The organism is Cytobacillus sp. EB106-05-05-XG126 (assembly GCF_058791715.1).
Genome location: NZ_JBYTDU010000002.1, coordinates 156,029 through 182,994 on the forward strand (window position 1 = coordinate 156,029; position 26,966 = coordinate 182,994).

26 protein-coding genes and 2 other annotated features are annotated in these 26,966 nt (G+C 42.4%); of the genes, 23 read left to right on the forward strand and 3 right to left on the reverse strand.

The features are described from left to right. Nucleotides 1-197 precede the first annotated feature (197 nt). The 13 genes from AC3WTL_RS11215 to AC3WTL_RS11275 all read left to right on the forward strand — a co-directional run bounded on the left by AC3WTL_RS11215 (nt 198) and on the right by AC3WTL_RS11275 (nt 12,234). Entirely contained in the window at nt 198-1,229 is a 1,032-nt protein-coding gene (locus AC3WTL_RS11215; RefSeq protein WP_048008382.1) for a glyceraldehyde-3-phosphate dehydrogenase, read from the forward strand. A 323-nt stretch (nt 1,230-1,552) separates the two neighbouring features. Next, nucleotides 1,553-1,927: an adenosylmethionine decarboxylase gene (gene speD / locus AC3WTL_RS11220; RefSeq protein WP_048008383.1), complete on the forward strand. Its 375-nt coding sequence runs from the start codon at nt 1,553-1,555 to the stop codon at nt 1,925-1,927. A 133-nt stretch (nt 1,928-2,060) separates the two neighbouring features. Continuing rightward, nucleotides 2,061-2,465 carry a hypothetical protein gene (locus tag AC3WTL_RS11225; protein ID WP_163142239.1) on the forward strand — a complete coding sequence of 135 codons (405 nt, stop codon included), beginning with the start codon at nt 2,061-2,063 and terminating at the stop codon, nt 2,463-2,465. A gap of 102 nt (nt 2,466-2,567) precedes the next feature. Further along, nucleotides 2,568-3,029, forward strand: a complete 462-nt coding sequence (gene nrdR, locus AC3WTL_RS11230; RefSeq protein ID WP_048008385.1) for a transcriptional regulator NrdR — start codon at nt 2,568-2,570, stop codon at nt 3,027-3,029. 140 nt (nt 3,030-3,169) lie between these two features. Next, entirely contained in the window at nt 3,170-4,600 is a 1,431-nt protein-coding gene (locus AC3WTL_RS11235; RefSeq protein ID WP_222497615.1) for a replication initiation and membrane attachment family protein, read from the forward strand. Further along, nucleotides 4,600-5,529 carry a primosomal protein DnaI gene (gene dnaI, locus AC3WTL_RS11240; RefSeq protein ID WP_159344871.1) on the forward strand — a complete coding sequence of 310 codons (930 nt, stop codon included), beginning with the start codon at nt 4,600-4,602 and terminating at the stop codon, nt 5,527-5,529. Before AC3WTL_RS11235 ends, dnaI begins: the two co-directional genes overlap by 1 nt. Before the next feature lie 371 nt (nt 5,530-5,900). Next, entirely contained in the window at nt 5,901-6,785 is an 885-nt protein-coding gene (locus tag AC3WTL_RS11245; RefSeq protein WP_492369431.1) for a putative sporulation protein YtxC, read from the forward strand. 465 nt (nt 6,786-7,250) lie between these two features. Then, nucleotides 7,251-9,182, forward strand: a complete 1,932-nt coding sequence (gene thrS, locus AC3WTL_RS11250) for a threonine--tRNA ligase (protein ID WP_492369432.1) — start codon at nt 7,251-7,253, stop codon at nt 9,180-9,182. Nucleotides 9,183-9,804: 622 nt separating this feature from the next. After that, nucleotides 9,805-9,928: a sequence feature (ribosomal protein L20 leader region), on the forward strand. Between the two features lie 176 nt (nt 9,929-10,104). Next, nucleotides 10,105-10,608: a translation initiation factor IF-3 gene (gene infC / locus AC3WTL_RS11255; RefSeq protein WP_048008086.1), complete on the forward strand. Its 504-nt coding sequence runs from the start codon at nt 10,105-10,107 to the stop codon at nt 10,606-10,608. Nucleotides 10,609-10,623: 15 nt separating this feature from the next. Next, the gene (gene rpmI / locus AC3WTL_RS11260) at nt 10,624-10,824 is read left to right on the forward strand and encodes a 50S ribosomal protein L35 (RefSeq protein ID WP_009333215.1); all 201 of its coding nucleotides are present in this window, start codon (nt 10,624-10,626) and stop codon (nt 10,822-10,824) included. Nucleotides 10,825-10,850: 26 nt separating this feature from the next. Next, on the forward strand, nt 10,851-11,210 hold the full coding sequence (rplT, locus tag AC3WTL_RS11265; RefSeq protein WP_009333214.1) for a 50S ribosomal protein L20: 360 nt from the start codon (nt 10,851-10,853) through the stop codon (nt 11,208-11,210). A gap of 118 nt (nt 11,211-11,328) precedes the next feature. Beyond that, complete coding sequence (locus tag AC3WTL_RS11270; RefSeq protein WP_197248338.1) at nt 11,329-11,601, forward strand: DUF1294 domain-containing protein; 273 nt, start codon at nt 11,329-11,331, stop codon at nt 11,599-11,601. A 63-nt stretch (nt 11,602-11,664) separates the two neighbouring features. Beyond that, nucleotides 11,665-12,234, forward strand: coding sequence for a TVP38/TMEM64 family protein (locus AC3WTL_RS11275; RefSeq protein ID WP_135148158.1), 570 nt, complete (start codon nt 11,665-11,667; stop codon nt 12,232-12,234). Between the two features lie 28 nt (nt 12,235-12,262). On the opposite strand, the gene AC3WTL_RS11280 is transcribed toward AC3WTL_RS11275, so the two are convergent. After that, on the reverse strand, nt 12,263-12,676 hold the full coding sequence (locus tag AC3WTL_RS11280; protein WP_048008089.1) for a hypothetical protein: 414 nt from the start codon (nt 12,674-12,676) through the stop codon (nt 12,263-12,265). 141 nt (nt 12,677-12,817) lie between these two features. Here AC3WTL_RS11280 and AC3WTL_RS11285 point away from each other — a divergent pair, with 141 nt between their 5' ends. Both AC3WTL_RS11285 and AC3WTL_RS11290 read left to right on the forward strand, forming a co-directional pair. Continuing rightward, nucleotides 12,818-13,309: a dUTP diphosphatase gene (locus AC3WTL_RS11285; protein ID WP_048008090.1), complete on the forward strand. Its 492-nt coding sequence runs from the start codon at nt 12,818-12,820 to the stop codon at nt 13,307-13,309. 107 nt (nt 13,310-13,416) lie between these two features. Next, nucleotides 13,417-14,502, forward strand: coding sequence for a M42 family metallopeptidase (locus AC3WTL_RS11290; RefSeq protein WP_197213174.1), 1,086 nt, complete (start codon nt 13,417-13,419; stop codon nt 14,500-14,502). Nucleotides 14,503-14,926: 424 nt separating this feature from the next. Here AC3WTL_RS11290 and sspI read toward each other — a convergent pair whose 3' ends face one another. After that, nucleotides 14,927-15,133: a small acid-soluble spore protein SspI gene (sspI, locus tag AC3WTL_RS11295; RefSeq protein ID WP_035330267.1), complete on the reverse strand. Its 207-nt coding sequence runs from the start codon at nt 15,131-15,133 to the stop codon at nt 14,927-14,929. Nucleotides 15,134-15,274: 141 nt separating this feature from the next. Here sspI and AC3WTL_RS11300 point away from each other — a divergent pair, with 141 nt between their 5' ends. From AC3WTL_RS11300 to pheT, 3 genes are all read left to right on the forward strand, one after another. Then, nucleotides 15,275-16,024 (forward strand): TrmH family RNA methyltransferase, encoded by a 750-nt coding sequence (locus tag AC3WTL_RS11300; RefSeq protein ID WP_048011920.1) that lies wholly within the window; start codon nt 15,275-15,277, stop codon nt 16,022-16,024. 76 nt (nt 16,025-16,100) lie between these two features. After that, nucleotides 16,101-16,379, forward strand: a binding site (T-box leader). A gap of 65 nt (nt 16,380-16,444) precedes the next feature. Further along, nucleotides 16,445-17,482: a phenylalanine--tRNA ligase subunit alpha gene (gene pheS / locus AC3WTL_RS11305; RefSeq protein ID WP_222497621.1), complete on the forward strand. Its 1,038-nt coding sequence runs from the start codon at nt 16,445-16,447 to the stop codon at nt 17,480-17,482. A gap of 42 nt (nt 17,483-17,524) precedes the next feature. Continuing rightward, nucleotides 17,525-19,939 carry a phenylalanine--tRNA ligase subunit beta gene (gene pheT, locus AC3WTL_RS11310; RefSeq protein WP_252219553.1) on the forward strand — a complete coding sequence of 805 codons (2,415 nt, stop codon included), beginning with the start codon at nt 17,525-17,527 and terminating at the stop codon, nt 19,937-19,939. 140 nt (nt 19,940-20,079) lie between these two features. On the opposite strand, the gene rnhC is transcribed toward pheT, so the two are convergent. Further along, entirely contained in the window at nt 20,080-21,018 is a 939-nt protein-coding gene (gene rnhC, locus AC3WTL_RS11315; RefSeq protein WP_492369433.1) for a ribonuclease HIII, read from the reverse strand. Nucleotides 21,019-21,174: 156 nt separating this feature from the next. Here rnhC and zapA point away from each other — a divergent pair, with 156 nt between their 5' ends. From zapA to AC3WTL_RS11340, 5 genes are all read left to right on the forward strand, one after another. After that, entirely contained in the window at nt 21,175-21,441 is a 267-nt protein-coding gene (zapA, locus tag AC3WTL_RS11320; RefSeq protein WP_009333202.1) for a cell division protein ZapA, read from the forward strand. Nucleotides 21,442-21,443: 2 nt separating this feature from the next. Further along, nucleotides 21,444-21,986: a CvpA family protein gene (locus tag AC3WTL_RS11325; protein ID WP_048011925.1), complete on the forward strand. Its 543-nt coding sequence runs from the start codon at nt 21,444-21,446 to the stop codon at nt 21,984-21,986. Nucleotides 21,987-22,327: 341 nt separating this feature from the next. After that, nucleotides 22,328-24,046 carry a DNA polymerase/3'-5' exonuclease PolX gene (gene polX, locus AC3WTL_RS11330; RefSeq protein ID WP_048011926.1) on the forward strand — a complete coding sequence of 573 codons (1,719 nt, stop codon included), beginning with the start codon at nt 22,328-22,330 and terminating at the stop codon, nt 24,044-24,046. A 30-nt stretch (nt 24,047-24,076) separates the two neighbouring features. Then, entirely contained in the window at nt 24,077-26,434 is a 2,358-nt protein-coding gene (locus AC3WTL_RS11335) for an endonuclease MutS2 (RefSeq protein WP_197248326.1), read from the forward strand. A gap of 65 nt (nt 26,435-26,499) precedes the next feature. Next, complete coding sequence (locus AC3WTL_RS11340; RefSeq protein ID WP_048011928.1) at nt 26,500-26,907, forward strand: DUF350 domain-containing protein; 408 nt, start codon at nt 26,500-26,502, stop codon at nt 26,905-26,907. The last annotated feature ends 59 nt before the right edge of the window (nt 26,908-26,966 follow it).

Below are 26,966 nucleotides of genomic sequence, written 5' to 3' on the forward strand. Positions count from 1 at the left end.
GACAAAAATAATCAGCCATGCGACTGTAAGATAGACCATTACCATATAAAAAGCAGAAAGTGCCTGGGCTGATATTTCTGAATTGTTGAACATTAAAAAATCCGCATTTTATTCATCACAAATGATCTTCAATATGTTATACTAATTACATCTTAAGGTAATAAAAAGTATAACACTAATGCGGAAGGGGCCGTAACATGAAGGCGAAAATAGCGATTAATGGTTTTGGAAGAATTGGACGTATGGTTTTTAGAAAAGCCATCCTTGATGAAAATCTTGAAGTGGCTGCCATAAATGCAAGCTATCCGGCTGAAACTTTGGCACACTTAATTAAATATGATACCAACCATGGACCATTCGAGGGAAGCGTTGTTCCGGAAGACAATGCTATTGTTGTGAACGGTAAAAGGGTTCAGCTTGTAAGCAGCCGGAATCCTGAAGAACTTCCCTGGAAAGAAATGAATATCGATATCGTTATTGAAGCTACAGGAAAGTTTAATTCCCGTGATAAAGCGGCTCTTCATCTTGATGCCGGAGCTAAAAAGGTCATACTTACTGCTCCTGGAAAAAATGAAGATGTGACTATTGTTATGGGCGTAAATGAAAGCGCATTAAAAATCGAAGAACATGATATTATTTCAAATGCATCCTGTACAACAAACTGCCTTGCACCTGTTGCAAAAGTCCTTGATGAACAATTTGGCATTGAAAACGGACTTATGACAACAGTTCATGCATATACAAACGATCAAAAAAATATTGATAACCCGCATAAGGATTTACGCCGTGCACGTGCCTGCGGACAGTCGATCATCCCGACTTCCACTGGTGCTGCCAAAGCTTTGTCGCTGGTATTGCCTCATTTAAAGGGCAAATTGCATGGTATGGCACTGCGTGTGCCGACTCCTAACGTTTCCTTAGTGGATCTCGTGGTAGACTTAAAGCGGGACGTTACAATTGAAGAAGTGAATGCGGCATTTGCTACAGCTTCACAAGGATCGCTGCATGGTATCCTGGATATTACTGACGAACCGTTAGTGTCAATCGATTTCAACACAAATGAACACTCTGCCATCATTGATGGATTATCTACAATGGTAATCGGCACCAGCAAAGTGAAAGTGCTTGCCTGGTACGATAATGAGTGGGGCTATTCTTGCCGTGTCGTAGACTTGACAAAATATGTTGCACAGGAACTTTTTCAGGCATCTGCCGTAAAAGTTGGATAATTGCCAATCTCTTTTAATATAAAACTACCCATACCCTTAAAGCCTGCCATTCCCCGGCAGGCTCCTTTTATTGGACAAAACTAAATCCTGAGAAGGAAAATTCTTCAGAAATTTTGCCAAAAAAAATGTAAAACAATGTGTTGCAAAAAGAAATTAAACAAAGTATACTAATCCTCGTGAACTTCTTCGAGGTTTTGGTATGGTAGCTACTTAAAGGGTTAGGACCTCTCTGGACTAACTTTCCCCCGTGGTAGTTATAGACCAGTATAAATCTGGAATTTCATTAATTAATAGCTTAAAAGTTTAAAGGGGGAAATTTGAATATGGAAACTATGGGTCGTCACGTAATCTCAGAACTTTGGGGATGCGATTTTGAAAAGTTAAATGATATGGATTTTATTGAGCAGACATTCGTAAATGCTGCATTAAAATCTGGTGCTGAAATTCGCGAGGTTGCATTTCATAAATTTGCGCCACAGGGTGTAAGCGGAGTGGTGATCATCTCTGAATCTCATTTAACTATTCACAGCTTCCCGGAGCATGGCTATGCCAGCATTGATGTGTATACGTGTGGAGATCTTGACCCTAACATTGCTGCAGACTTTATTGCAGAAGCGTTAGGAGCTCAAACGCGTGAGAATATCGAAATTCCTCGCGGTATGGGTCCAGTTCAAGTTAAACAAGCTCAAGTACTTTAATACAGAATGACTCTTAGGCAATCCAGAGGTGTATCTAATACACCTCTTTTTATTTTGCCTAAAATCCATTGCCTTTAGTATCTCTATAAAAAATAGTACAATAAGGATACAAAAAATATATGGAGGAAAGAGAATGTCAATTTTCAGGCAGCTTGCCAGCCGCTATAAAAAGCAGTGTGAAACAAACGAAAATCACTCTGACCCTGAGCTCACTACAAGATACTATAGAACCAATACAGCACAAATGCTTCAGACGATTGAAGAGTTATTCAGAGCAGATCATAATGTAAACATTCTCAGCATTTCCAAAGAACACGGCGAGATTGCAGCAGAACTTAAAAAAGACAAATCCTGTTTTGCCATTGTGACAGTCGTGACTGTCAAGCCTTTTGAAACAGCTGTAGATATCAATATTTCAACTGAGCAGTCCTCACCGGCAGGTGTGCATCCATTTCTTAAAAGAGAAGTACTTTCGATATATGAAAAGTTAAATAAACGGCATGATTTTCTCGGTTCTGCAAGAAACGCAGATAAATAGTTGTACTTGTACTGTCAACTCCTTTTTTATAAGATAAGAGTATCAAATAATATTCGGTAATTAGTCTAAAGCCAACTTATAAAAAAATTCGGAGCTGATTGTATGAGATGCCCTTCATGCCAAAACAATAATACCCGTGTACTCGATTCCCGTCCTGTGGATGACAGCCGATCCATCCGCCGCAGAAGGGAATGCGAGAAATGCGGATACCGGTTTACGACTTTTGAGAAAGTGGAAGAAATTCCGTTAATCGTTGTGAAAAAAGAAGGTACGAGAGAGGAATTCAGCCGGGAAAAAATTCTGAGAGGCCTTATTAAAGCATGTGAAAAGAGGCCGGTAGCCCTTAAAGATCTGGAGGACATTACTTTTGAAGTGGAGAAAGAACTCCGCAGCAATGGTGTCTCTGAAATAAAAAGCGATGAAATTGGCGAAATGGTCATGGACAGGCTCGCAAATGTGGACGAGGTCGCATATGTCCGTTTCGCATCAGTATACAGGCAATTTAAAGATATCAATGTGTTTATTGATGAACTCAAGGAACTAATTAAAAAAGAACAATCATAATCAGGTCAGTTTTGCCGCTGCCGCTGATTTTTGATGAATTAGGCTGAGGGGCTGAAGGTTTTTCTTTGGCTCTTTTTTTTGCTGGATATGCTTTTGATGAACAGCCTAATAAAAAATTTAAATAGAAAAAGGTGAACACCATGGCCCAGCATTGGCAGGAGATGCTCCCCATTGATCGATATACAGTAGCAGCCAGCGGGCTTTTGCATGATTATGACCGGAAAGTGCTGACACTGTTATACCAGCCGCTCATTGGCTCTGTGTGCTTCAGTTTGTATATGACTTTATGGGCAGAGCTTGAAGAAAACCGGCTATGGTCATCTTCAAATTCACACCATAGTTTAATGAATTTCATGGGGATGGGGCTTAAGGATATTTATGAAGCCCGTCTCAAGCTTGAAGGAATAGGACTTTTAAAGGTATATGTTAACAAGGATGAAGAGACAAGGTCATTCATTTACGAACTTCTTCCACCGCTGACACCTGAACAATTCTTCCTTGACGGTATGCTCAATATCTATCTTTATAAGAAGTTGGGGAAGAATCAATTTATGAGGCTGAAGCGCTTCTTCTCGGATCAGAAGGTGCAGCCGGCAAGAGGGTATAAGGAAGTAACGAAGGCTTTCCAGGATGTATTTCAATCCGGGCACCCTGGTTCGTTTGACGATGAAGTGATACAGCTGATGAATGAAACAGATGAGGCAGGGTATATTGGAAGGCGGGAGCAGGAAGGCATTCAAATCGGCAGTGAAGGTTTTAATTTTGAATTGCTTCAGGCAGGGCTGAATGAATCGCTTGTACCAAAAAAAGCCCTTACAGTTAAAGTAAAGGAATCTATCAGCAATCTTGCCTTTTTATATGGAATTGACCCTATTCAGATGAAAAATATTGTCATCAGCGCCGTGAATGAAGATAATGAGATAAACATTGATGAATTAAGAAAATCGGCACGGGATTGGTATCAATTCCAAAACCAGGATATGCTGCCATCCCTGATTGACAGGGTTCAGCCTGCCATCCATCAGGCTCATAAAAAACAGCCAGTAACACAGGAAGAAGAATTGATCCGTTATTTGGAAATTACCTCACCAAGGCAGCTTTTAAAAGATATATCCGGAGGAGCGGAGCCTTCGAAAGGCGATCTGCAGATTATAGAAGATGTCATGTTCCAGCAAAAGCTTTTGCCTGGGGTAATTAATGTGCTGATTCAATATGTTATGCTCAAAACAGATATGAAGCTGACCAAAGGGTATGTAGAAAAAATAGCAGGCCACTGGGCAAGAAAGAAGATTAAAACACCCCAGGAAGCTATTGAATTAGCTAAAAAAGAACATCGCCAATACCTTGATTGGGCAGAAGGGAAAAAAACAGCAGGCCCTACGGGGAACAAAAAGAAGCCGATCAGGACAGAGATGCTTCCGGACTGGTTTGATGAAAATAGCAGCAAAGCCGCCAAGAAGGAACAGACCGGGCAGCAAAACAGCGAAAAGGAACAGTATGAGCGGGAATTGAAAAAAAGGGAACTTAAAGAAAAATTAAAAAAACTGCGATCACAGGAGGTGACTGATTGATGAAAAAAATTAATGAAACACTAAGACGCCTTGCAGGCAATGAAGGTTTTCAAAAAAGATATGAAATGATGAGGAGCCAAACGCTTAATCACCCTGAAGTGAAGGCTTTTATCCAAACTCATCGGGATGAATTGACATCTGAAATGGTTGAAAAGAGTCTTAGCAAGCTCTTTGAATATACACAGCAGAGCAAGGAGTGCAATAAATGTCCAAGCTTGGAGGGCTGTGTGAATTTTATGCAGGGCTATCATCCGGAACTGGTGATTCAAAGAGGATCAATCGATCTGAAGTATGATAAGTGCCCGCGCAAGATCATGCACGATGAAAAGCGGAGAAATGAAAAATTAATTCAGAGTTTATATGTGCCATCTGATATCCTTCATGCCACTTTTGATTCGATATATGATGATGACGACCGCATTGAGGCTGTGGATAAAGCAGCATCTTTTGTAATGGACTACCAGCCGGGGTCCAAGCAAAAAGGGATCTATTTTTATGGGAAATTTGGTGTAGGCAAATCTTATTTGCTTGGTGCTATTGCCAATAAGCTTGCAAGCCGGAAAGTATCCTCCATGATTGTCTATGTTCCAGAATTATTCAGGGAATTGAAAAATTCAATTGGTGATCAGACCCTGAACAGCAAGATGGAAACCATTAAAAAAGCACCTGTTTTAATGTTTGATGACATTGGTGCAGAAACCATGTCCAGCTGGACAAGGGATGAGATTTTAGGGCCGATTCTGCAGTTTCGCATGCAGGAAAGCCTCCCAACCTTCTTCACTTCCAATTTCGACCTCCAGGGCCTTGAACATCATCTATCCTACAGCCAGCGCGGCGAGGAAGAGAAAATGAAGGCAAGAAGAATCATGGAACGCATTAAATACCTTGCTGAACCGGTGCTTGTAGAAGGACCGAACAGGAGAGTATAATCTGAAAGCTGCCGATGAAATGTCCGGCAGCTTTTTTTGTTATAGCTGTTTTCGCAAGGTGAGTTGCTGTTTGTATATTATTCGCTGAGTTGATTGTAGCGGAAGGTGCGAGACTCCTGCGGGAGTAGTGGGATAGGTGAGACCCCGCAGACGCGGAGCGTCGAGGAGGCTCACCGCCCGCCCCGCGGAAAGCGAGCAGCCTGGAGCGGAAATCAACGGACAACATTGATAGGCGGAAAACAACAATTTACCCGAAAAGAGGCATATAATATTTATCATAGTTTAATATACTAAAAGACCAAACCCCACTTCTAAATTGGCCAAGTCCGCCATATACATAGAACAGAGATTTGTATAAAGGGGGGATTTGGTTGATCGAAATCATTTTCCAGAGCAGCACAGATGCGAGGAATTTCTATGAGCATCTTTTTGAACAGCTGCAGTCTTTTTGTCAATGTGATAATAATATTCTTCATTTTGAAGATCAACATATAGTCAGAGTTTCTGCTGAAAATAGCGGCAATGTCCTGAATACTGTTAAAACAGCATTCTTTCAATTTATCGTGAACCAGAAGCAGGATGATTGGTTTAAACGGATATTGATGGAGCATTATTATTATGATGATGAAGGCGAGCAGCAGCAGATCCTTGAAATTATTCACTCTATCCTGGAAGGAAGCCGTGAGGATCTTGCTGCGTTTGTCAGTGGACTGGATGTAAAAGAAAGCTTAAAAAACGCAATTGATCAGTTGTTTCAAAATAACATTTCCTTTTCTTTTGATTCATTCGTAAAATTCCGGATGCGCCCGCTTATGATTGAAATGACCAAGTATGTGGAAGTCTCCATCGATGAGTACAAAATGGAACAGGAATATCAGATGTTTATTCATACATTGAGAGATTTCCTGTCAGGCAAGCAGCCAAAAATGAATACGATCCATGTCCTTATGGATGAGGGTGTTTATTTTTATGATGATCAATTGTGTGAAATTAAACGCGGAGAGCTCATAAGGATGATTGACCGCAAGCTATTATCCAATCATCCTGTATATGTGGATTCTGTTACAATTGCGCCGCTGCTCTCTATAGCGCCTTTAGCTATTTATCTCTATTCAGATGATTTTGACCAGCCGCTGGTCAGAACAATCCGCAATATTTTTGAAGAAAGGCTTCAATTAAGCCCTCTTGCAGCTTTTTATCATTATCAAAACGTCCATTCTTATGCCGATGATGAAAAATGTAAAAGATACCCTTGATTTTCCTGAAATAACAAACTATAATAACGTACATATTACAATAATCAAGCAAAAGTTTTGATGAGGATACGGGCATTCTAATACGGTTGAAAGAGAGGGAAGGCAAGGCTGAAACCTTCCTAACACGATCTGAATGCTTACCGCCTCTGAACTCCAGCCAGGAAATGGGCTGGCGGGAAAAGACCGTTATCTTACTACAGAGTCGTTTGTCTTCTATGAAAGCGAGAAGTAGGGTGGAACCGCGTGTTAATAATAACTCGTCCCTTTTTTAGGGACGGGTTTTTTTATTTTTCAAGTGTAAAACGCGTTTTAGGAGCAAAATCTGAATCCAGCTCCAGCGCCTAGCCCCTCGAGGTCACAAGTCAATCCTCCAAAAAAGGAAAGAACGCCTTTTTAGGAGGCTCGCCTTGTGCTTGTCGGGGCTGATCGAGGCGCTTGCGCTTTATAAAAAAGGGAGGAAATATCATGTCAGAAGTTGTTAAAGTTTCGTTTCCAGATGGAGCTGTAAAGGAGTTTCCAAAGGGAACGACAACAGAAGATATTGCAGCTTCGATCAGCCCGGGCCTTAAGAAAAAGGCAATTGCCGGCAAGCTGGATGGAGAAATGTATGATCTTCGCCGTCCAATCGAAAAGGATGGAGCTATTGAAATTGTAACACCCGACTCAAGCGATGCGCTGGAGGTTCTTCGCCACAGCACTGCCCATTTGATGGCTCAGGCGATCAAGCGTTTATATAAAAATGTAAAGCTTGGAGTAGGACCAGTCATTGAAGGCGGATTTTATTATGACATCGACCTGGAAGAATCACTTTCACCAGAAGATCTTCCAGTGATTGAAAAAGAAATGAAAAAGATTATTAATGAAAACCTTGATATTGTCCGCAAAGAGGTCAGCCGCAATGAAGCTGTAGAGATTTTCAAGGAAATAGATGACGAATATAAGCTTGAACTGATCGAGGCTATCCCTGAAGAGGAAACAGTGACAATCTATGAGCAGGGCGAATTTTTTGACCTCTGCCGCGGTGTTCATGTTCCTTCTACAGGCAAATTGAAAGAGTTCAAACTATTAAGCATTGCCGGAGCGTATTGGAGAGGCGACAGTGACAATAAGATGCTACAGCGGATCTATGGAACAGCTTTCTTCAAGAAAGAAGACCTGGCAGAGCATTTGCGTCTCCTTGAGGAAGCAAAAGAGCGTGACCACCGTAAAATCGGCAAAGAGCTTAACCTGTTCATGAATTCGCAAAAAGTAGGCCAGGGCCTGCCAATGTGGCTTCCAAAAGGGGCAACAATCCGCCGCAATATCGAGCGCTATATCGTGGATAAGGAAGAAAGACTGGGCTATGACCATGTCTATACTCCAATCATGGGAAGCGTGGATCTTTATAAAACATCCGGCCACTGGGATCATTACCAGGAAGACATGTTCCCTGTAATGGAGATGGATAACGAACAGCTTGTTCTGCGTCCAATGAACTGCCCGCATCATATGATGATCTACAAGAATGGCATCCACAGCTACCGCGAACTGCCAATCCGTATTGCAGAGCTTGGAACAATGCACCGCTATGAAATGTCAGGAGCCCTATCCGGCCTTCAGCGTGTACGAGGCATGACTTTGAATGATGCACATATCTTTGTAAGACCTGACCAGATCAAGGAAGAGTTTAAGCGCGTAGTACATTTGATCCTCGAAGTATATAAAGACTTCGATATCAGTGACTACTCATTCCGTCTTTCCTACAGAGATCCGCAGGATACTGAGAAGTACTTTGATGACGATGAAATGTGGGAAAAAGCACAGGCAATGCTTAAAGAAGCGATGGATGAAATCGGCCTCGATTATTTTGAGGCAGAAGGCGAAGCTGCTTTCTACGGTCCTAAATTGGATGTACAAGTTAAAACTGCGCTTGGCAAGGATGAGACACTATCCACAGTCCAGCTGGACTTCCTGCTTCCAGAACGATTCGACCTGACATATGTAGGGGAAGATGGAAAGCCTCATCGCCCAGTCGTTATCCACCGCGGAGTAGTTTCCACTATGGAGCGTTTTGTGGCATTCCTGATTGAGGAGTACAAGGGTGCGTTCCCAACTTGGCTTGCCCCAGTTCAAGTCCAGGTCATTCCGGTATCTCCTGATATTCACTTTGATTATGCGAAAAACGTCCAGGAGCAGCTTCAGGCTGAGGGCTTCCGCGTTGAGCTGGATGACCGAAATGAAAAAATAGGATATAAGATCCGTGAAGCGCAAATGCAAAAAACTCCATACATGCTTGTTGTTGGAGACAATGAAGCAGCTGAAAAAGCTGTCAATGTCCGCAAATATGGAGAGCAAAAGTCAGAAACTGTTTCATTTGAGGACTTCATTTCAGCACTAAAAGCTGAAGTTAAACGATAATAATAAAGTGAAACTTCAATCAGTGGGGGTTTTCCTTATCCCCACTGATTGTTAGTCGCGTTCAAGTGTCGCTAAGATCTCCGCTAACGCTTCGATCAATCGACACTACGAACCCGATTGGTTCAACTAAGCCTCTGCCTGTGCATCGGCAAGTTTCACTGTATCTCACCAATCGGGCCTTTACATTATAAAGCGAGGCGACTTGCCTTGGGGTGACAAGCATAAGACGAGCAGATGGTGGGGAGTGCTTTTCTTCCCATCAGCTGATTGGCTTATGACCTCGAGCCCCTAGGAGCCGCAGCTAGATTGGGCAGTTTGACCCCCGCTTATCCTCCTTTGATTCCTCTGAGTATTGACGTGGGGGTCTTACTGCCCGTTAGACTGCGATCAAAAAGGGCTGCAAGTGCTGCAGCCCTTTTTGATTAGTTATTCCATAGAACATTTAAGATCTGGATGAGACATACGAAAGAGCTGGCATTAAATTCATTTTGAAAAAATATTAAAATCGTATTGCCAAAAGCGATTAATTTTGTTATGCTTTTCTTCGTTGTGATAAAAGTTATTCGTTTGACACGGAATCATTCTTTGTGATATAGTAGCTAAGGTAAATTGAATACAGTTTGAGGAAAAGAAGAAGCACCCGCTTCTCACCTGATTGACGCAAAGCGCAGTTGGCAGGTTTTACGTGAACATTTTCTGTTTATATACGTAAGTGTGGGTGTTTTCATCCGCACTTTTTTATTTGGTTAAAAACAGCTCTGATTCCGTCACGGAAGAGAAATGTTTCATAACTTGCGATTCAGCTTTGGTCCGGTGCAGCTTACAGCTTTAAAGTTGTCTGCTAAGCAGGCGCTTGCGCTTTTCTTGACCCAAACGTTGTGTTCGCATTAAACCTTGGAGGTGTCTAGCTATTAGCAAAGATATGTTGTTAAACGAGGGCATTCGCGCCCGCGAAGTCCGTCTTATTGACCAAAACGGCGAGCAGTTAGGTATTAAATCAAAATTCGACGCACTTGAAATCGCTTCTCGTGCCAATCTTGATCTTGTTCTGGTTGCACCGAGTGCGAAGCCTCCGGTAGCCCGTATCATGGACTACGGAAAGTTCAAATTCGAGCAGCAGAAGAAAGATAAAGAAGCTCGCAAAAACCAGAAGATTATCAGTATTAAAGAAGTTCGTCTTAGCCCGACTATTGAAGAGCATGACTTTAATACTAAACTTCGCAATGCTATTAAATTCCTTGAAAAAGGCGATAAAGTAAAAGCATCGATCCGATTCAAAGGTCGTGCCATTACGCATAAGGAAATTGGCCAGCGTGTATTAATTCGATTCGCACAAGCATGCAATGAAGTTGCAATAGTGGAATCACATCCAAAAATGGATGGCCGAAGCATGTTTATGGTCTTAGCACCGAAAAACGACAAGTAAGAGGAGGAATTCCCAATGCCAAAAATGAAAACTCACCGCGGCGCTGCTAAGCGTTTCAAAAGAACAGGTTCTGGTAAACTGAAGCGTTCTCACGCTTACAGAAGCCATATGTTCGCGAACAAATCTCAAAAGCAAAAGCGTAAGCTTCGCAAAGGAACTCTTGTTTCTTCAGGCGATTACAAACGCATCCGTAACTTATTAGTAAATCTTAAGTAATATCTCGAAATTAGGAGGGAAATAATATGCCACGTGTAAAAGGCGGTACAGTTACTCGCAAACGTCGTAAAAAAGTCATCAAATTAGCTAAAGGTTATTTCGGTTCAAAACATACATTATACAAAGTTGCTAACCAGCAGGTTATGAAATCCCTAATGTATGCTTACCGCGACCGTCGCCAGAAAAAGCGCGACTTCCGCAAACTTTGGGTTACTCGCATTAACGCAGCAGCTCGCATGAACGGTCTTTCTTACAGCCGTTTAATGCACGGTTTAAAGCTTGCTGGCATCGAAGTTAACCGCAAAATGCTTGCTGAATTAGCAATCGCTGACGAAAAAGCATTTGCTGAATTAGCATCAGTTGCAAAGCAGCAGCTTAGCAAGTAATAATTTATACAATAGCCATTCCCTAGGGGGATGGCTTTTTAATTTGCTTTTGATGGACAGAAAGCTTCTATTTCATTTAAGCTCAATACAGAATTAATACATATAAAGGAGAAAGCTCATGATTAAAACAATTGCTCTTATCTATCTGATCATGAATGTGATTGGCTTTTACCTGATGAAGCTTGATAAAGAAAAAGCAAAACGGAATGAGTTCCGTATAAGCGAGAAAAACCTCTGGATCACAGCCTTTTTGAGCGGAGCAGCGGGAATGACTTTGGGTATGAAGGCCTTCAGGCATAAAACGAAGCATGTTCAGTTTAAATGGGGACTGCCTTTTTTGGCATTGCTTGAAGCAGGCCTGCTATTGTACCTGGTTATTCAATTGTCATAAACAGTCAGTGCCATCCATAAGCTTTAGGGAACAGCAGGAAAGTCATCGGGGAGAGGTGAAGGCATGAATGATCAATTGACTTTATTGTTTGCTATGGCAGAGACTGCTGGAATTCTTGCTCCCATTGCTTTTATCTTTTTTCATATCATCCGGCAGTTTCTATTTATTCCGGTCCCGCTTGTCTGCATAACAGGGGGAGTTCTTTTTGGCAGTTTTTTTGGCTCTGTTTTCTCTCTTGCAGGGTTAATGATCAGCAGCATTCTATTTTATTTTCTAATCACAAAAATGCCGGGGACGCATGAAAAGCTTTCTTTATTAAAGAAGCGGTGGTTTGGAGAGTATCGGAATTTAACTGTCGGCCAGGTTGCAGTTTTAAGGCTTATCCCTTTTATTCATTATCATTTGCTGAGCTTTTGCCTGATGGAAAGAAACAAGGGATTTAATCAGTTTCTTAAAAATTCATGGATCACTAATTTGCCGCTGGCTGTTTTTTATACCGTTTTCGGAGAATTCATCAGCAGATTTACTCCTTCAATGATTGTCCTGATTTTGCTGTCACTTTCTGTTTTAGTATTTGTACTGAGGGAAAAGGTTACAGTTATTAAATGGAAGGAATTCTTCAAAACAGCATAAAAAAACGTTCGGGGCTGCCGAACGTTTTTTAAAGATGATCTTTAATTTCCTCGCCTGGAGAAGCTGTTTTGTGCATGAACTCCTTCACAGGGCTTTTCCAGTCAATTTTTGCAGTAGGATAGGCCTCGGTTATCTTTCTTTCAATAAAAAGAAAATCCTCCCTTACCATCCCTTTAAGGGCCGATGTATTGTGCGGCCAGAGGAAAATGGAGACCACATCAAAAGCATTATCAGTGGTACCCAAATACTTTTCACCTTCAAACAAAACCCCTTTATACGTAATCAGGAAGTTCTTCCTGACATTTTCCTGGTCATCCCAAAAATAATATCGTTTCTGTTCGTGGGCAAGCTCTAGCTTTCTCTTGGAATTGAGCAGATATTTTACCGCTGTGTATATAAGAAAAAGAATCAGAGCAAACAATAGCATACGCAGGAGCCACATAGTAACCAGCCCTCCATCTTTATTTTCCTTACTATACGGATGAGATTAAAAAAAGTTTCAACTTTTTTTCGATTTGTTATAATTTTTTTGATGGGCATTATAATGTAAGTTAATCATTAATTTCAAATAGGACGGTGGAAAATGAATTATCAGCAATTATTCCAAATGCAAAAAGGGCTGGACAGCCATATAGAATCAAACCATGGTTTAGAGGAAGCAGATTTATTTGACCGTAAGATACTGGCGCTGCTTGTTGAATTGGGAGAGCTTGCTAATGAGACAAGATGCTTTAAGTTTTGGAGCCTTAAGCCTTCCTCCCCTCAGGATACAGTATTGGAGGAGTTTGTTGACGGTATACATTTCATTTTATCGCTTGGAATTGAATGCGGATTTGACGGGGATAAGGACCTTACTGTTCCTGTGGAAAAGACGGTTTCAGTGAATGGCCAGTTCTTGTCTGTTTATGAAGCTATCGGAAAGTTTCGGACCAGCCGTTCTTTAACAGATTATAAAGAGCTTATTGCAGTTTACTTACATCTGGGGGAAATGCTTGGATTTAACTCTTCGCAAATAGAAAAAGCATATATAGACAAGAATGAAGTAAATTATAAGAGGCAGGCTGAAGGATATTAAGTAATTTTTCCGCCTGCAGCCTGAGGGATTATCCGTCTGATAATTCTTTATATTGAATCCGATGTTCGGTATAATATGATTAAATAAATATTAAGGGAGTCGAAATGATGGCTAAATTAGATGAAACATTAACGATGCTTAAAGAATTAACAGATGCGAAAGGAATACCGGGAAATGAGCGCGAACCGCGCGAGGTTATGAAAAAATACATAACAGCCTATGCTGATGAAGTGACAACAGATGGACTGGGGAGTCTCATTGCTAAAAAAACAGGCAAAGAAGGCGGCCCGAAGATTATGGTAGCCGGCCACTTGGATGAAGTTGGATTTATGGTAACAAACATTGATGATAAAGGTTTCATCCGCTTCCAGACAGTTGGCGGCTGGTGGTCACAGGTTATGCTGGCACAGCGGGTGACGATTGTAACATCGAAAGGAGATGTTACCGGGGTAATTGGTTCAAAACCGCCGCATATTTTATCTCCGGATGCTCGCAAGAAACCTGTTGAAATTAAAGACATGTTCATTGATATTGGTGCTTCAAGCCGTGAAGAAGCGAAAGAATGGGGCGTAAAACCTGGTGACATGGTGGTTCCATATTTTGAGTTTACGGTTATGAATAATGAAAAAATGCTTCTGGCGAAAGCCTGGGATAACCGCATTGGCTGCGCAATTGCCATAGACGTGCTCAAGCAATTGAAAGATGCTGAACATCCAAATGAAGTTTATGGTGTAGGAACGGTACAGGAAGAAGTTGGTCTTCGCGGAGCCCGTACTTCTGCGCAAAAAATCGAGCCGGATATCGCATTTGGTGTAGACGTTGGAATCGCAGGCGACACACCGGGAATTTCTGAAAAAGAAGCCATGAGCAAAATGGGCAAAGGTCCGCAAATTATCCTTTATGATGCATCAATGGTCTCTCACAAAGGCCTGCGTGACCTTGTAACAGACACTGCAGATGAACTGAATATCCCTTATCAATTTGATGCCATTGCTGGTGGAGGAACAGATTCAGGAGCCATTCATGTTACGCATAATGGAGTTCCATCCCTTTCAATCACCATTGCAACACGGTACATCCATTCCCATGCAGCAATGCTTCACCGCGATGACTATGAAAATGCAGTAAAGCTGATTGCTGAAGTGATTAAGAAGCTTGACAGGGAAACTGTTGATAAGATTACATTTGAATAAAATGAAAAAACTCCGGCTCTTTCCGGAGTTTTTTTCGTTTTATCGCAGTCTAACGGGCAGTAAGACCCCCACTTCAAAACTCAGAGGAATCAAAGGAGGATAAGAGGGGGTCAAACTGCACAATCTAGCTGCGGCTCCTAAGGGTTCGAGGTCATAAGCCAATCAGCTGATGGGAAGAAAAGCACTCCCCACCATCTGCTCGTCTTATGCTTGTCACCCTAAGGCAAGTCGCCTCGCTTTATAATGTAAAGGCCCGATTGGTGAGATACAGTGAAACTTGCCGACGCGCAGGCAGAGGCTTAGTTGAACCAATCGGGTTCGTAGTGTCGATTGATCGAAGCGCTAGCGGAGATCTTAGCGACACTAGAACGCGACTAACAATCAGTGGGGGATAAGGAAAACCCCCACTGATAGAAGTTTCACTTTATTTAAGACTGCTCTCCAAGGTTTGAAGCATTTCCAGCTTGTCTTCTTCAGAGGAGTTTTTCCAGATTACCTCAAATAATACACCTAAGCCAGGCAGCATTTTTTCTTCCCCATTTTGAATGGCATCCACGATTGTATCTTTCAGTTCATCTTGAGAGTTGCCTGATACATTGTGTAAAATGGCATTGCGCAGGTTTAAATTCACCTTAATGCACTCCTTCCAGATTTAATTCGTTATTATCTTCTCTAATTTTGCTTTTATTATGTATTTCAAATAAGCTATAATGAAAAAACTGTACAGAAAAATTCCGGTGGTACGGGATTTTCTTTAAAAGGAGAGACCGTGTTGAAGCATATACAATCTGCAAAAAATCCAAAAGTTAAAGAATGGAAAAAACTTCTGGCCAGAAAAGAGCGTGACAAAACAGGCACCTTTTTAGTTGAAGGTTTTCATTTGGTGGAAGAAGCACTTAAAGCCAATCAAATAGCAGAAATAATCATTAGTGAAAATAAAAATATGCCTCCTGGCTGGGATTATGGCGACATCCCTGTAACAATGGTTACTGATGACATCATCGGACTGCTGGCGGATACGGAAACACCACAGGGAATTTTTGCTGTCTGCAGCCAGGAGCCATCCACTGAGGAAGTGAAAGGAAAACAGTTTTTATTAATTGATGCCGTACAGGATCCCGGCAATCTGGGTACGATGATCAGGACGGCAGATGCTGCTGGAATTGATGCTGTTATTGTGGGTGAAGGCAGCGTTGACGCATATAACCCAAAGGTGCTCCGCTCTGCACAGGGCAGCCACTTTCATTTGCCGATTTTAAGAGGAAATCTTTCTGACTGGGTCGTCAGATTGAAAGAAAGTAATGTACCTGTCTATGGAACCGCTTTGGAAAATGCCCGGGAATACACACGATATGAGTCCTCTGATTCCTTCGCACTTCTCGTTGGAAATGAAGGGAACGGGGTAAATAAAGAACTCCTCGCTAATACAGCAGCAAACCTTTATATACCGATATTCGGGAAAAGCGAATCACTCAATGTGGCGGTGGCTGCAGGAATTCTTCTTTATCATCTAAGAAAATAGAAAATGGGCGGCAATTTTATGAAAACCGTTTGAAACAGCCTTGAGAATGTAATATAATTAACAGCAAAATTATAAAAATAAAACGATGACGGAGACCAGTACCTTGCAGTCAGCCTTTTCAGGGAGAAAATGCCTAAGACTGAAAGCATTTTTACAGGAAAATGCAAGAGAAGTTTCACCTCCTGAGTTGGCATCGGGACCATTGAAAAGTAATGTTGGCGCTCTGCTGAGCGAGCCGCTTCCCTTTTCGATGTAAAGATGTACCGGCATAAGCCGTTATCCCAATGAAGTGAACACGTGCATGAAGTACATATATGTGTTAAAAAGGGTGGTACCGCGAAACCTCGTCCCTTTATGGGGATAGAGGTTTTTTATTTTGGCCAAAAAAGTAAAAGTATTAATTTCAAGGAGGATTTTTAGATGCAAGAGCGTTTAAAGGAACTGCAAACTGAAGCGTTAGAAAAGATCAGCACAGCCGCTGATTTAAAAGAGCTAAATGATATCCGTGTATCCTATTTAGGCAAAAAAGGCCCGATTACTGAAGTGCTTAAAGGAATGGGGAAATTGTCTGCGGAAGAGCGTCCAAAAATGGGGGCCCTTGCGAATGAAGTCCGGGACAGCATTGCTGCCGGAATTGAGAAAAAGCAAAAGTACCTGGAGGAAGCGGCTGTTCAGGAAAAACTGGCTGCAGAAAAAATTGATGTCACTCTTCCGGGAAGACCTGTTAAGTCAGGAAACCACCATCCGCTGACACGAATAATTGAAGAAATTGAAGATTTGTTCATTGGAATGGGTTATACAGTAGCTGAAGGCCCTGAAGTTGAAAAAGATTATTATAATTTTGAGGCATTGAATCTTCCTAAAGGCCATCCTGCCCGGGATATGCAGGATTCCTTCTATATTACAGAAGACATTCTTCTTCGAACCCATACTTCGCCGGTACAGGCAAGAACAATGGAGAAGCATGAAGGCAAGGGACCAGTTAAAATCATTTGCCCGGGTAAAGTATATCGCCGTGATAATGACGACGCTACTCACTCCCACCAGTTCATGCAAATAGAGGGCCTTGTTGTAGATGAAAACATCCGAATGACTGATTTAAAAGGAACATTGCAGGTCTTTGCAAAGAAAATGTTCGGTGATGACAGGGAAATCCGTCTTCGTCCAAGTTTCTTCCCGTTTACAGAGCCATCTGTGGAAATGGATATTTCCTGTAAGATCTGCGGCGGAAAAGGCTGCAGCGTATGTAAAGGCACTGGCTGGATTGAAATTCTTGGTGCCGGAATGGTTCATCCAAATGTCCTGGAGATGGCAGGCTTCGACTCTAAGAAATACACAGGCTTTGCATTCGGAATGGGTCCTGAGCGAATTGCCATGCTGAAGTATGGAGTAGATGATATTCGTCACTTCTACACAAATGATGTGCGTTTCTTGAAGCAATTTTCAATTCATGAATAATTAGAAAGCCCGGAGCTGGACAATAACTAAGGAGGATCACAAATGTTCGTTTCATATAAATGGCTGCAGGAATATGTTGATTTATCAGGCGTTACACCTGCAGAGCTTGCAGAAAAGATTACTAAAAGCGGTATTGAAGTTGAAGGCGTAGAGGTTTTGAATGAAGGCATCAAAGGTGTGGTTGTAGGGCATGTCCTTGAAAGGGAACAACACCCAAATGCTGATAAACTGAATAAATGTTTAGTCGATACAGGGGCTGGTGAGCCTGTACAGATCATATGCGGTGCCCCGAATGTGGATAAGGGACAGAAAGTGGCTGTGGCTACAGTAGGAGCTGTGCTTCCAGGCAATTTTAAAATAAAGCGTGCCAAGCTTCGCGGTGAAGAATCGAATGGTATGATCTGTTCGCTTCAAGAGCTTGGCATTGAAAGCAAGCTGATTGCAAAGGAATACTCTGAAGGCATTTATGTTTTCCCTAATGATACAGAGGTTGGCCAGGATGCTCTTGAACAGCTTAATCGTGACGACCAGATTCTAGAGCTTGGATTGACTCCGAACCGCTCTGACTGCTTAAGCATGCTGGGTGTTGCATATGAAGTGGCAGCTATTTTAGGAAGGGACGTAAAGCTTCCTGCACCTCAAGCTGAGACTTCTTCCGAGAAGGCATCTGATTACATTGATGTTCAGGTGGACACAAAAGAAGATAATCCTCTTTACGTTGCGAAAGTAGTAAAAAATGTAAAGATTGGCCCGTCTCCTGTATGGATGCAGGCGCGTTTAATGGCAGCAGGCATTCGTCCTCACAATAACGTGGTGGATATCACAAACTACATTTTGCTTGAATACGGGCAGCCGCTTCATGCATTCGATTATGACCGGCTGGGATCTAAGCAAATCCTTGTCCGCAGAGCAAATGATAGCGAAGTGATTGTTACTCTTGATGATGCAGAGCGTGAGTTAACATCAGATCATCTTTTAATAACAAATGGGACAGAGCCAATTGCACTTGCGGGTGTCATGGGCGGCGCAAATTCTGAAGTGCAGCCTGACACTAAAAATGTGATTATCGAATCAGCTTATTTTAAAGGTGCAACAGTAAGAAAAGCATCAAAAGACCATGGCTTAAGAAGTGAAGCAAGTGCCCGCTTTGAAAAAGGTGTGGATCCAAACAGGGTTAGAGCTGCTGCAGAAAGAGCTGTTCAACTGCTTGCACAATATGCGGGCGGAGAAGTACTTGAAGGTTCTGTAGAAGCTGATGCACTGCAAGTGAAACCTGCCGTGGTGTCTGTAACGCTTGAAAAAATCAATCGTGTCCTTGGCACGGAATTATCCATGAAAGAAGTAGAGGATATTTTTGCCCGTCTTCAATTTGCGACGAATACTGATAACGATACAATTACGGTTACAGTTCCCACTCGCAGAGGCGACATCACGATTGAAGAAGACCTAATTGAAGAAGTTGGCCGTTTATTTGGCTACGATAATCTGGTATCGACTTTGCCGATTGGATCGTCTACACCAGGGCATCTTACCCAATACCAGAATAAACGCAGATTGGTCCGCCGCTTTCTTGAAGGTGCGGGGCTTTATCAGGCAGTAACTTATTCATTAACAAATGAAGCAAAAGCGGCTCAATATGCACTGGAAGAACGCAAGCCTGTGCAGCTGGCAATGCCTATGAGTGAGGACCGCAGCCTGCTTCGGTTAAGTATTGTTCCTCAGCTTCTGGAGGTATTAAAATATAATTCTGCACGCCAGAACGACAGCCTGGCTGTTTATGAAACTGGAGCAGTGTTCCTCTCCAATGGAGAAGAGGAATTGCCTGAAGAGCGTGAGCATCTTGCCGGTGCGGTTACTGGCCTATGGCACAGCCATCCATGGCAGGGAGAAAAGAAGCCGGTTGATTTTTACGTTGTAAAAGGTATCCTTGAAGGGTTATTTGAAAAGCTGGGACTTTCTGATAAAATTGAATTCCGTCAAGCGCAAAAGGATGGAATGCATCCTGGCAGAACAGCAGAAATATTGCTTTCCGGGGAATCAGTGGGATTTGTCGGCCAAATCCATCCAACTGTCGAAAAAGAACTTGATTTGAAAGAAACCTATGCATTTGAGCTTTCATTAAAAGCGATTTTGGAAGAAGAGGTTTCACCTTTACAGTATGAAGCTATTCCGCGTTTCCCTTCAATCACAAGGGATATTGCACTTGTGGCAGATCAGGGAACAGCAGCAGGCGAGCTTAAAGGGATCATTAAAGAAGCTGGCGGCAAATTATTAAAAGACGTCCATGTTTTTGACTTGTACGAAGGCGAACGGATGGAGCCAGGCAAAAAATCGCTTGCTTTCTCCCTTAAGTACTTCGACCCTGAACGTACTCTGACGGATGATGATGTAACAAAAGCGCATGACAAAGTATTAGAAGCTGTGAAGGAAAAAGCCGGAGCAGTATTGAGAGGATAAATTGAGGAAGGCAGCCTAGGGGCTGCCTTTTCTTTGTTTGGCCGATAAACTCTGATTATTAGCCGAAAAGTACTCAATGGGATGAAGGTCTCTTAAACTGTAAAAAAGCATCCAATCTCCTTAGATTGGATGCTTCATTATCAGTTATATTTCCTGTTATACAGCTTCATTGCCTTTTCAGTATTCGCAAAGTGCAGTTTTACAAAAGAAGGCAATACCTCTCGTCCTTTTTCCTTGATAAGCCGGGCAGCCGCCTCATCAACCTTCGGACCTGCACCTTTAGTGAGCCGAAAACCGGCCTTTGTGCTCAGGTTTTCAAAGTGGAGCACAAACGCATACCGTGCCAGGATGGATGCTGCTGCAACTGCCAGATGAATTCCTTCAGCTTTTGTACTGAAAAAGACCCGCTCCCTCTGTATGGTCTGCTGGTTTTTCAAATAGTTGAAGTAAATCTCTTCCTTGGCAAATTGGTCAATCAGAATGGCTTCAGGCTTTTCAGGAGAGATTTTCCCTAATACATGCCCGATTGCCTGATTGTGAAGCAATGCTTTGATTTTCCCCTGCGACATCCCTGATTGCTGAAGTTTATTATATTTTTCATTATGCAGTGTTAACAGGCTGTGGGGAACGATATCTTTGATCTGCTTTGCGATTTCAATGATTTTTTCATCTCCCAGATTTTTTGAATCCTTAACTCCAAGCTCCTTCAGCAAAGGAATTTGATCTTTCTTTACGTAAGCTGCAACCACCGTAATGGGGCCAAAATAATCCCCGGTACCCACTTCATCTGAACCAATAACAGAAAGGGAACTGATATTTTCAGGCAGGCTGGCTGCGGCAGGGCTGGTTTTTTTGCTGGGCTGTGCACTGCGGGCGGTATCTCCCCACTTTTTAGCCTCTGCTTCACATCCGCTCCCTTGGAAGAGAACCTTTCCTGATTTATAGGCAGTGATCGAACATCCTGGCACTTTTGCAGCAAATACGCTTCCTGGTGGCTGCTTGTCATTTAGGCTGCCTGAATAATGGGCCTTCATTTTTGAGATTTCACTTGTTTTTTTTAAAAGTACTACCTGGCTCATATTAATTCTCCTCATCTTAGTGTACTGTTGAATTTATTCCCTTTATTTGGAAAAATATTGCATTAACTGAGCTCATCTGACATGCTTTGACTTCCCACCAATATGCGTTCGTGTTATGATATTGATTAGGATTCTTTAAAGAAGGGGGCATGGACGTTGTCAGAGATACAAAGAAACCGAACAAGTGTAGATATTTATGGACAGCAATATGTAATAGTTGGCTCAGAAAGCTCCAGCCATGTTCGCCTTGTCGCTTCGCTGGTTGACGATAAAATGCGTGAGATCAGTTCGAAGAATCCTTCACTCGACATTAGTAAGCTGGCCGTGCTGACCGCAGTCAATGCAGTTAATGATTATATAAAGCTAACAGACCGTCTGGAACGGCTGGAAAACGAATTAAATAGAGTAAAGGACGGAAAGTAGTCATGCTGGATCTTGCAATTATCATTATTTTGGTTTTTGGTTTTTTAATAGGCTTGAAAAGAGGGTTTATCCTCCAATTAATTCATTTGACCGGATTCATTATTGCTTTCATTGTTGCCCGTATGTATTACGGTGAGCTTGCGCCTAAGCTGACCTTATGGGTGCCATATCCAAGCTTTAGCAGTGACTCGGCGATTAAGACGTTATTTGAGAATGGGGATCTTGAAGATGCTTACTATCGCGCCATTGCATTTGTCGTGATTTTTTTTGCGGTAAAAATATTACTGCAGATTATTGGAAGCATGCTCGATTTTGTTGCCCATCTTCCGGTCCTGAAACAGCTGAATGTTTGGGCTGGCGGAATTCTCGGATTTATCGAAGTCTATCTTATCATGTTTATTCTATTATACATAGCAGCACTCGTTCCAATCGAAGTCCTGCAGGGGCCGATCAATAATTCATTTATGGCAGAATTAATGGTTAAGAATACGCCTGTTCTCTCTAACCAGCTCAAAGAAATGTGGGTTGAATATATGGCTGCGTAACTTCTCTATTTCTAGAGAAGTTTTCTTTTTGAAAGACTGTTTATAAGTTTTGTGGATTTAAATCTACAAACCAGCTAATTCAACTGAGTTGGTTGGAGCGGAGGATGCTTGATCCTCGAAAATGCATGCGGTGTTGCTCAGGGAAGGTTATTCAATGTCCTGCGGGAGGCTCCCGTTCCTCCCCGCGGAAAGCAAGTATCCGCAACGGAAAACAACGGGCAATGTTAAAAGGGAAAATAACTTATTTAAGTAAGAGGCTTTAGAGATAGCCATGATTTGAAGTTGCACTGCAAAATAAGAGATAATACGGATACGAATACAGTTACGGGCAGGTGGTTTTCATGAGTATAAATAAAAAAGATGTTGTCAGACTTTTAGAAACAATCGCTGTTTATATGGAGTTAAAAGGAGAAAATCCGTTCAAAACTGCCGCCTTCCGAAAAGCGGCACTCGCACTTGAATCAAATGATGAAAGCTTGACTGAAATTGATGATTTTACAAAGCTATCCGGCATCGGAAAAGGAACCGCTGCTGTTATAGAGGAGTACATCAAAGAAGGTAAGTCTTCAGTTCTGGATGAACTGAAAGAAGAAGTCCCTGCCGGATTAATTCCTCTGCTTCAGCTCCCGGGACTTGGCGGCAAGAAAATAGCCAAGCTATATAAAGAGCTGGGTGTCGAAAATGCTGCAGACCTTGAGGAAGCGTGCCGCAATAAGAAGGTCCGGGGACTGGCAGGCTTCGGGGAAAAATCTGAAGATAAGATACTCGCTGCCCTTGAAAATGCAGGAACCAGACCGGAACGGCTCCCGCTTGCATTCATGCTGCCGATAGCAGAAGGCATAGAAGCAGCCCTGGCTGAAATGAAGGATATAGAAAAGTATTCAAGGGCAGGAAGCTTAAGGAGAATGAGGGAAACAATCAAAGACCTCGACTTTATCATAGCTACTGACAATCCTGCTTCTGTCAAAGAACAGCTATTAAGTCTAGCCGGCATCAAAGAAGTAATTGCTGCAGGAGATACAAAGGTTTCCGTTGTCTTTCAGCACTCCTATGATATATCGGCCGATTTCCGATTAGTTGAGCCGCATGAATTTGCCACAACACTCCATCATTTTACTGGATCAAAAGACCATAATGTCAGAATGCGCCAGCTCGCAAAAGAGCGCGGGGAAAAAATCAGTGAATATGGAGTCGAAAATACAGAAACAGGTGAAATTCTTACGTTTAATAATGAAGAGGAATTTTACGCGCATTTTGGGCTTCCGTTCTTCCCTCCTGAAATTAGGGAAGATGGGAAAGAAGTAGATGAATATACGCAAGACATGGAGCTCATTTCTCTTGAAGATATTAAGGGTGATCTTCATATGCACTCAACCTGGAGTGATGGCGCTTATTCCATAGAGGAAATGATCGAAGCGTGCCGTGCCCGCGGCTATAAATACATGGCTATAACAGACCATTCCCAGTACCTGAGAGTGGCGAACGGTTTGACAGCCGAAAGGCTTCGCAGTCAGAAAGAAGAAATAAAGCAGCTTAATGAGCAATTCGATGATTTCACCATATTATCAGGGGTAGAAATGGATATTCTGCCTGACGGATCGCTCGATTATGACGATGAACTTCTGGAGGAGCTGGACATTGTCATTGCTTCCATCCATTCTTCTTTTTCACAGCCGAAGGAAAAAATCATGGCCCGCTTGAAAACGGCGCTGCAGAATGCCCATGTTGACATTATTGCCCACCCTACGGGAAGATTGATCGGCCGCAGGGAAGGCTATGAAGTAGACATGGAAATGCTCATCGAGCTCGCCAGGGAAACAAATACAGCCCTTGAGCTGAATGCAAATCCGAACCGGCTTGATCTTGCTGCCGAACATATCAGACAAGCTCAGGAAGCCGGTGTGAAAATAGTTATTAATACAGATGCACATAAAATAGACACTTTAAATCATATGGAAATCGGTGTTTCTGCGGCAAAGAAAGGATGGATCAAGAAAGAATCCGTTCTAAATGCCTTAGAAACGGAAGATTTGCTCAAATTTCTGAGAGAACGCCAGTAAGAAAATTGAGCATGAAAGGGGACAGTCCTCATGCAAGAAAGAGTATTGAAGATACTTGAGTTCAATAAAGTGAAGGAACAGCTGCTGGAACATGTTTCTTCATCCTTGGGAAGAAAAAAGGCCTTAAATATTCTTCCTTCAACTGACTATGAAGAAGTAATCCGCAGGCAGGAAGAAACAGATGAAGCCGTAACAGTGCTTAGAATTAAAGGGAATGTACCGCTTGGCGGCATTTTTGATATCCGCCCTCATGTGAAGCGGGCGGTTATTGGCGGAATGCTTAGTCCCCAGGAACTTAACCAGATATCCAGCACGATTCATGCAAGCAGGCAGATGAAACGATTTATCGAGGAATTTGCCGAGGAAGAAAGCAGTCTGCCGATCCTGTTGGGATATACAGATAAAATTATTGTTCTGGCCGATTTGGAAACATCTATCCGCAATGCGGTCGATGACAATGGGGAAGTTCTTGACAGTGCGAGCGAGACTCTCCGTTCCCTTCGAAATCAGCTTCGTACAAAAGAATCGCGTGTAAGGGAGCGGCTGGAGAGCATGATTCGGTCTTCAAGCGCACAAAAAATGCTTTCCGATGCGATTATAACGATCCGAAATGACCGGTTTGTCATACCGGTTAAGCAGGAATACCGGGGCCATTATGGAGGCATAATCCATGACCAAAGTTCATCCGGCCAGACATTATTCATTGAGCCCGCGTCCATTGTTCAGCTGAACAATGAATTACAGGGCATCAGGGTAAAAGAACAGCAGGAGATTGAACGGATACTTATAGCGCTATCAGGACAGACAGCTGAGAATAGCAGTGAACTGGAAACCATTGTAGATGTGCTCGGAGAAGTCGATTTTACGTTTGCGAAAGCCAGATACAGTAAACGCATAAAAGCTTCCAAGCCAAAAATTAATAATCAAGGGAAAATTTCATTATTCAAAGCCCGGCATCCGCTAATTCCAATTGATGAAGTGGTGGCAAATGATATAAAGCTGGGAGATGATTATTCAACCATAGTCATAACGGGACCTAATACCGGCGGTAAGACAGTTACCTTAAAAACAGTAGGGCTTTGCACATTGATGGCTCAGGCCGGTCTGCAAATTCCGGCACTTGATGGTTCTGAAACGGCTGTCTTCGGAAATGTTTATGCTGATATCGGAGATGAGCAGTCAATTGAACAAAGCTTAAGTACCTTTTCTTCTCATATGGTTAATATCGTGGATATACTTAACCAGGTTGATTTCAATAGTCTGGTTTTATTCGATGAGCTTGGTGCAGGCACAGATCCGCAGGAAGGTGCAGCTCTCGCGATTTCCATTCTTGATGAAGTATACAAGCGGGGTGCAAGAGTTATTGCCACAACTCATTACCCTGAACTGAAAGCCTATGGCTACAACAGAGAAGGAGTTATCAATGCCAGTGTAGAATTTGATATTGAAACGCTAAGCCCAACCTATAAGCTGCTGATTGGGGTTCCGGGCCGAAGCAATGCTTTTGAAATATCCAAACGGCTTGGGCTCAATGATCAAGTGATTGAGACAGCACGATCCTATATCGGAACAGATACAAATCAGGTTGAGAATATGATTGCTTCACTGGAGGAAAGCCGCAGACAGGCAGAGGCTGATATGGAAGAAGCCAATGACTTTTTAAAAAGCGCTGAAAAACTCCATAAAGATCTGCAAAAGCAAATGGCTGAATTTTATGAGCAAAAAGATGCTATGCATGAGAAGGCTGCAGAGAAAGCTGGAGATATCGTTGAGAAAGCCAAGGCTGAAGCAGAAGAGATTATCCGTGACTTAAGAAAGATGCGGATGGAGAAACATGCTGAAGTGAAGGAACACGAGCTAATTGAAGCAAAGAAACGCCTCTCAGATGCTGCACCCCAGATGAGCACAGCCAAAAATAAATTAAAGCCCAAGAATACTAAGCACGTTTTTGAAGCAGGAGATGAAGTTAAAGTTCTGAGTTTTGGGCAAAAAGGACATTTGCTTGAAAAGGTGTCTGAGAACGAATGGCAGGTTCAGATTGGTATCCTGAAAATGAAAGTGGCCGAAAAGGATCTGGAGTACATTAAAAGCCCAAAACCTGTGGAAACAAAACCAGTGGCAACGGTGAAAGGAAGAGATTTTCACGTCAGCCTTGAGCTTGATTTACGGGGCGAGCGCTATGAAAACGCGCTCTTAAGAGTCGAGAAATATTTAGATGATGCCCTGCTGGCTGGATATCCCCGTGTCTCAATCATTCATGGTAAAGGGACCGGTGCATTGAGGCAGGGTGTTCAGGAATATCTGAGAAATCACAAATCTGTAAAGAAAATCCGGTTTGGCGAAGCTGGAGAGGGCGGTACAGGGGTTACAATCGTTGAATTCAAATAAGCTTCCCTTCCCCTTATGATTATTCAAAGGGGAAGGGGGATTTAATACCGGCGGGGAGAATATAAATGAAAGAATTTTGGGAAAATGAGTTTATCCAGACAGCTGCTTATTACAGTGTTGTCATTTTGTGTATGATTGTTTTTTTAGCCGTTTTTGAATTAGTCACCAAGTATCGCAATTGGGACGAAATAAAAAACGGGAATCTTGCTGTAGCGATGGCGACCGGCGGAAAAATTTTTGGGATCGCCAATATCTTCAGGCACTCCATTATGCATAATGATACCTTGCTGACAATGATTACCTGGGGAGTTTTTGGCTTTTTTCTTTTGTTAATAGGCTATTTCATATTTGAATTTTTAACACCAAAGTTTAGAATAGACGAAGAAATTGAGAATAATAACAAAGCTGTCGGCTTTATTTCCATGGTGCTGTCAATCGGTTTGTCTTATGTCATTGGTGCAGGTTTAGTATAAGGAGAGAATTAACATTGGAAAAGTTAGCAAAGGTTCTGCTGGTTCTTAGCGGATTATTT

Excerpts from the sequence above, each read along its gene's own strand:
- AC3WTL_RS11215 (WP_048008382.1), top strand. The coding sequence starts at position 198 with ATGAAGGCGAAAATAGCGATTAATGGTTTTGGAAGAATTGGACGTATG.
- speD (WP_048008383.1), top strand. The coding sequence starts at position 1,553 with ATGGAAACTATGGGTCGTCACGTAATCTCAGAACTTTGGGGATGCGAT.
- AC3WTL_RS11225 (WP_163142239.1), top strand. The coding sequence starts at position 2,061 with ATGTCAATTTTCAGGCAGCTTGCCAGCCGCTATAAAAAGCAGTGTGAA.
- nrdR (WP_048008385.1), top strand. The coding sequence starts at position 2,568 with ATGAGATGCCCTTCATGCCAAAACAATAATACCCGTGTACTCGATTCC.
- AC3WTL_RS11235 (WP_222497615.1), top strand. The coding sequence starts at position 3,170 with ATGGCCCAGCATTGGCAGGAGATGCTCCCCATTGATCGATATACAGTA.
- dnaI (WP_159344871.1), top strand. The coding sequence starts at position 4,600 with ATGAAAAAAATTAATGAAACACTAAGACGCCTTGCAGGCAATGAAGGT.
- thrS (WP_492369432.1), top strand. The coding sequence starts at position 7,251 with ATGTCAGAAGTTGTTAAAGTTTCGTTTCCAGATGGAGCTGTAAAGGAG.
- infC (WP_048008086.1), top strand. The coding sequence starts at position 10,105 with ATGTTGTTAAACGAGGGCATTCGCGCCCGCGAAGTCCGTCTTATTGAC.
- rpmI (WP_009333215.1), top strand. The coding sequence starts at position 10,624 with ATGCCAAAAATGAAAACTCACCGCGGCGCTGCTAAGCGTTTCAAAAGA.
- rplT (WP_009333214.1), top strand. The coding sequence starts at position 10,851 with ATGCCACGTGTAAAAGGCGGTACAGTTACTCGCAAACGTCGTAAAAAA.
- AC3WTL_RS11270 (WP_197248338.1), top strand. The coding sequence starts at position 11,329 with ATGATTAAAACAATTGCTCTTATCTATCTGATCATGAATGTGATTGGC.
- AC3WTL_RS11275 (WP_135148158.1), top strand. The coding sequence starts at position 11,665 with ATGAATGATCAATTGACTTTATTGTTTGCTATGGCAGAGACTGCTGGA.
- AC3WTL_RS11280 (WP_048008089.1), bottom strand. The coding sequence starts at position 12,676 with ATGTGGCTCCTGCGTATGCTATTGTTTGCTCTGATTCTTTTTCTTATA.
- AC3WTL_RS11285 (WP_048008090.1), top strand. The coding sequence starts at position 12,818 with ATGAATTATCAGCAATTATTCCAAATGCAAAAAGGGCTGGACAGCCAT.
- AC3WTL_RS11290 (WP_197213174.1), top strand. The coding sequence starts at position 13,417 with ATGGCTAAATTAGATGAAACATTAACGATGCTTAAAGAATTAACAGAT.
- pheS (WP_222497621.1), top strand. The coding sequence starts at position 16,445 with ATGCAAGAGCGTTTAAAGGAACTGCAAACTGAAGCGTTAGAAAAGATC.
- pheT (WP_252219553.1), top strand. The coding sequence starts at position 17,525 with ATGTTCGTTTCATATAAATGGCTGCAGGAATATGTTGATTTATCAGGC.
- rnhC (WP_492369433.1), bottom strand. The coding sequence starts at position 21,018 with ATGAGCCAGGTAGTACTTTTAAAAAAAACAAGTGAAATCTCAAAAATG.
- AC3WTL_RS11325 (WP_048011925.1), top strand. The coding sequence starts at position 21,444 with ATGCTGGATCTTGCAATTATCATTATTTTGGTTTTTGGTTTTTTAATA.
- polX (WP_048011926.1), top strand. The coding sequence starts at position 22,328 with ATGAGTATAAATAAAAAAGATGTTGTCAGACTTTTAGAAACAATCGCT.
- AC3WTL_RS11335 (WP_197248326.1), top strand. The coding sequence starts at position 24,077 with ATGCAAGAAAGAGTATTGAAGATACTTGAGTTCAATAAAGTGAAGGAA.
- AC3WTL_RS11340 (WP_048011928.1), top strand. The coding sequence starts at position 26,500 with ATGAAAGAATTTTGGGAAAATGAGTTTATCCAGACAGCTGCTTATTAC.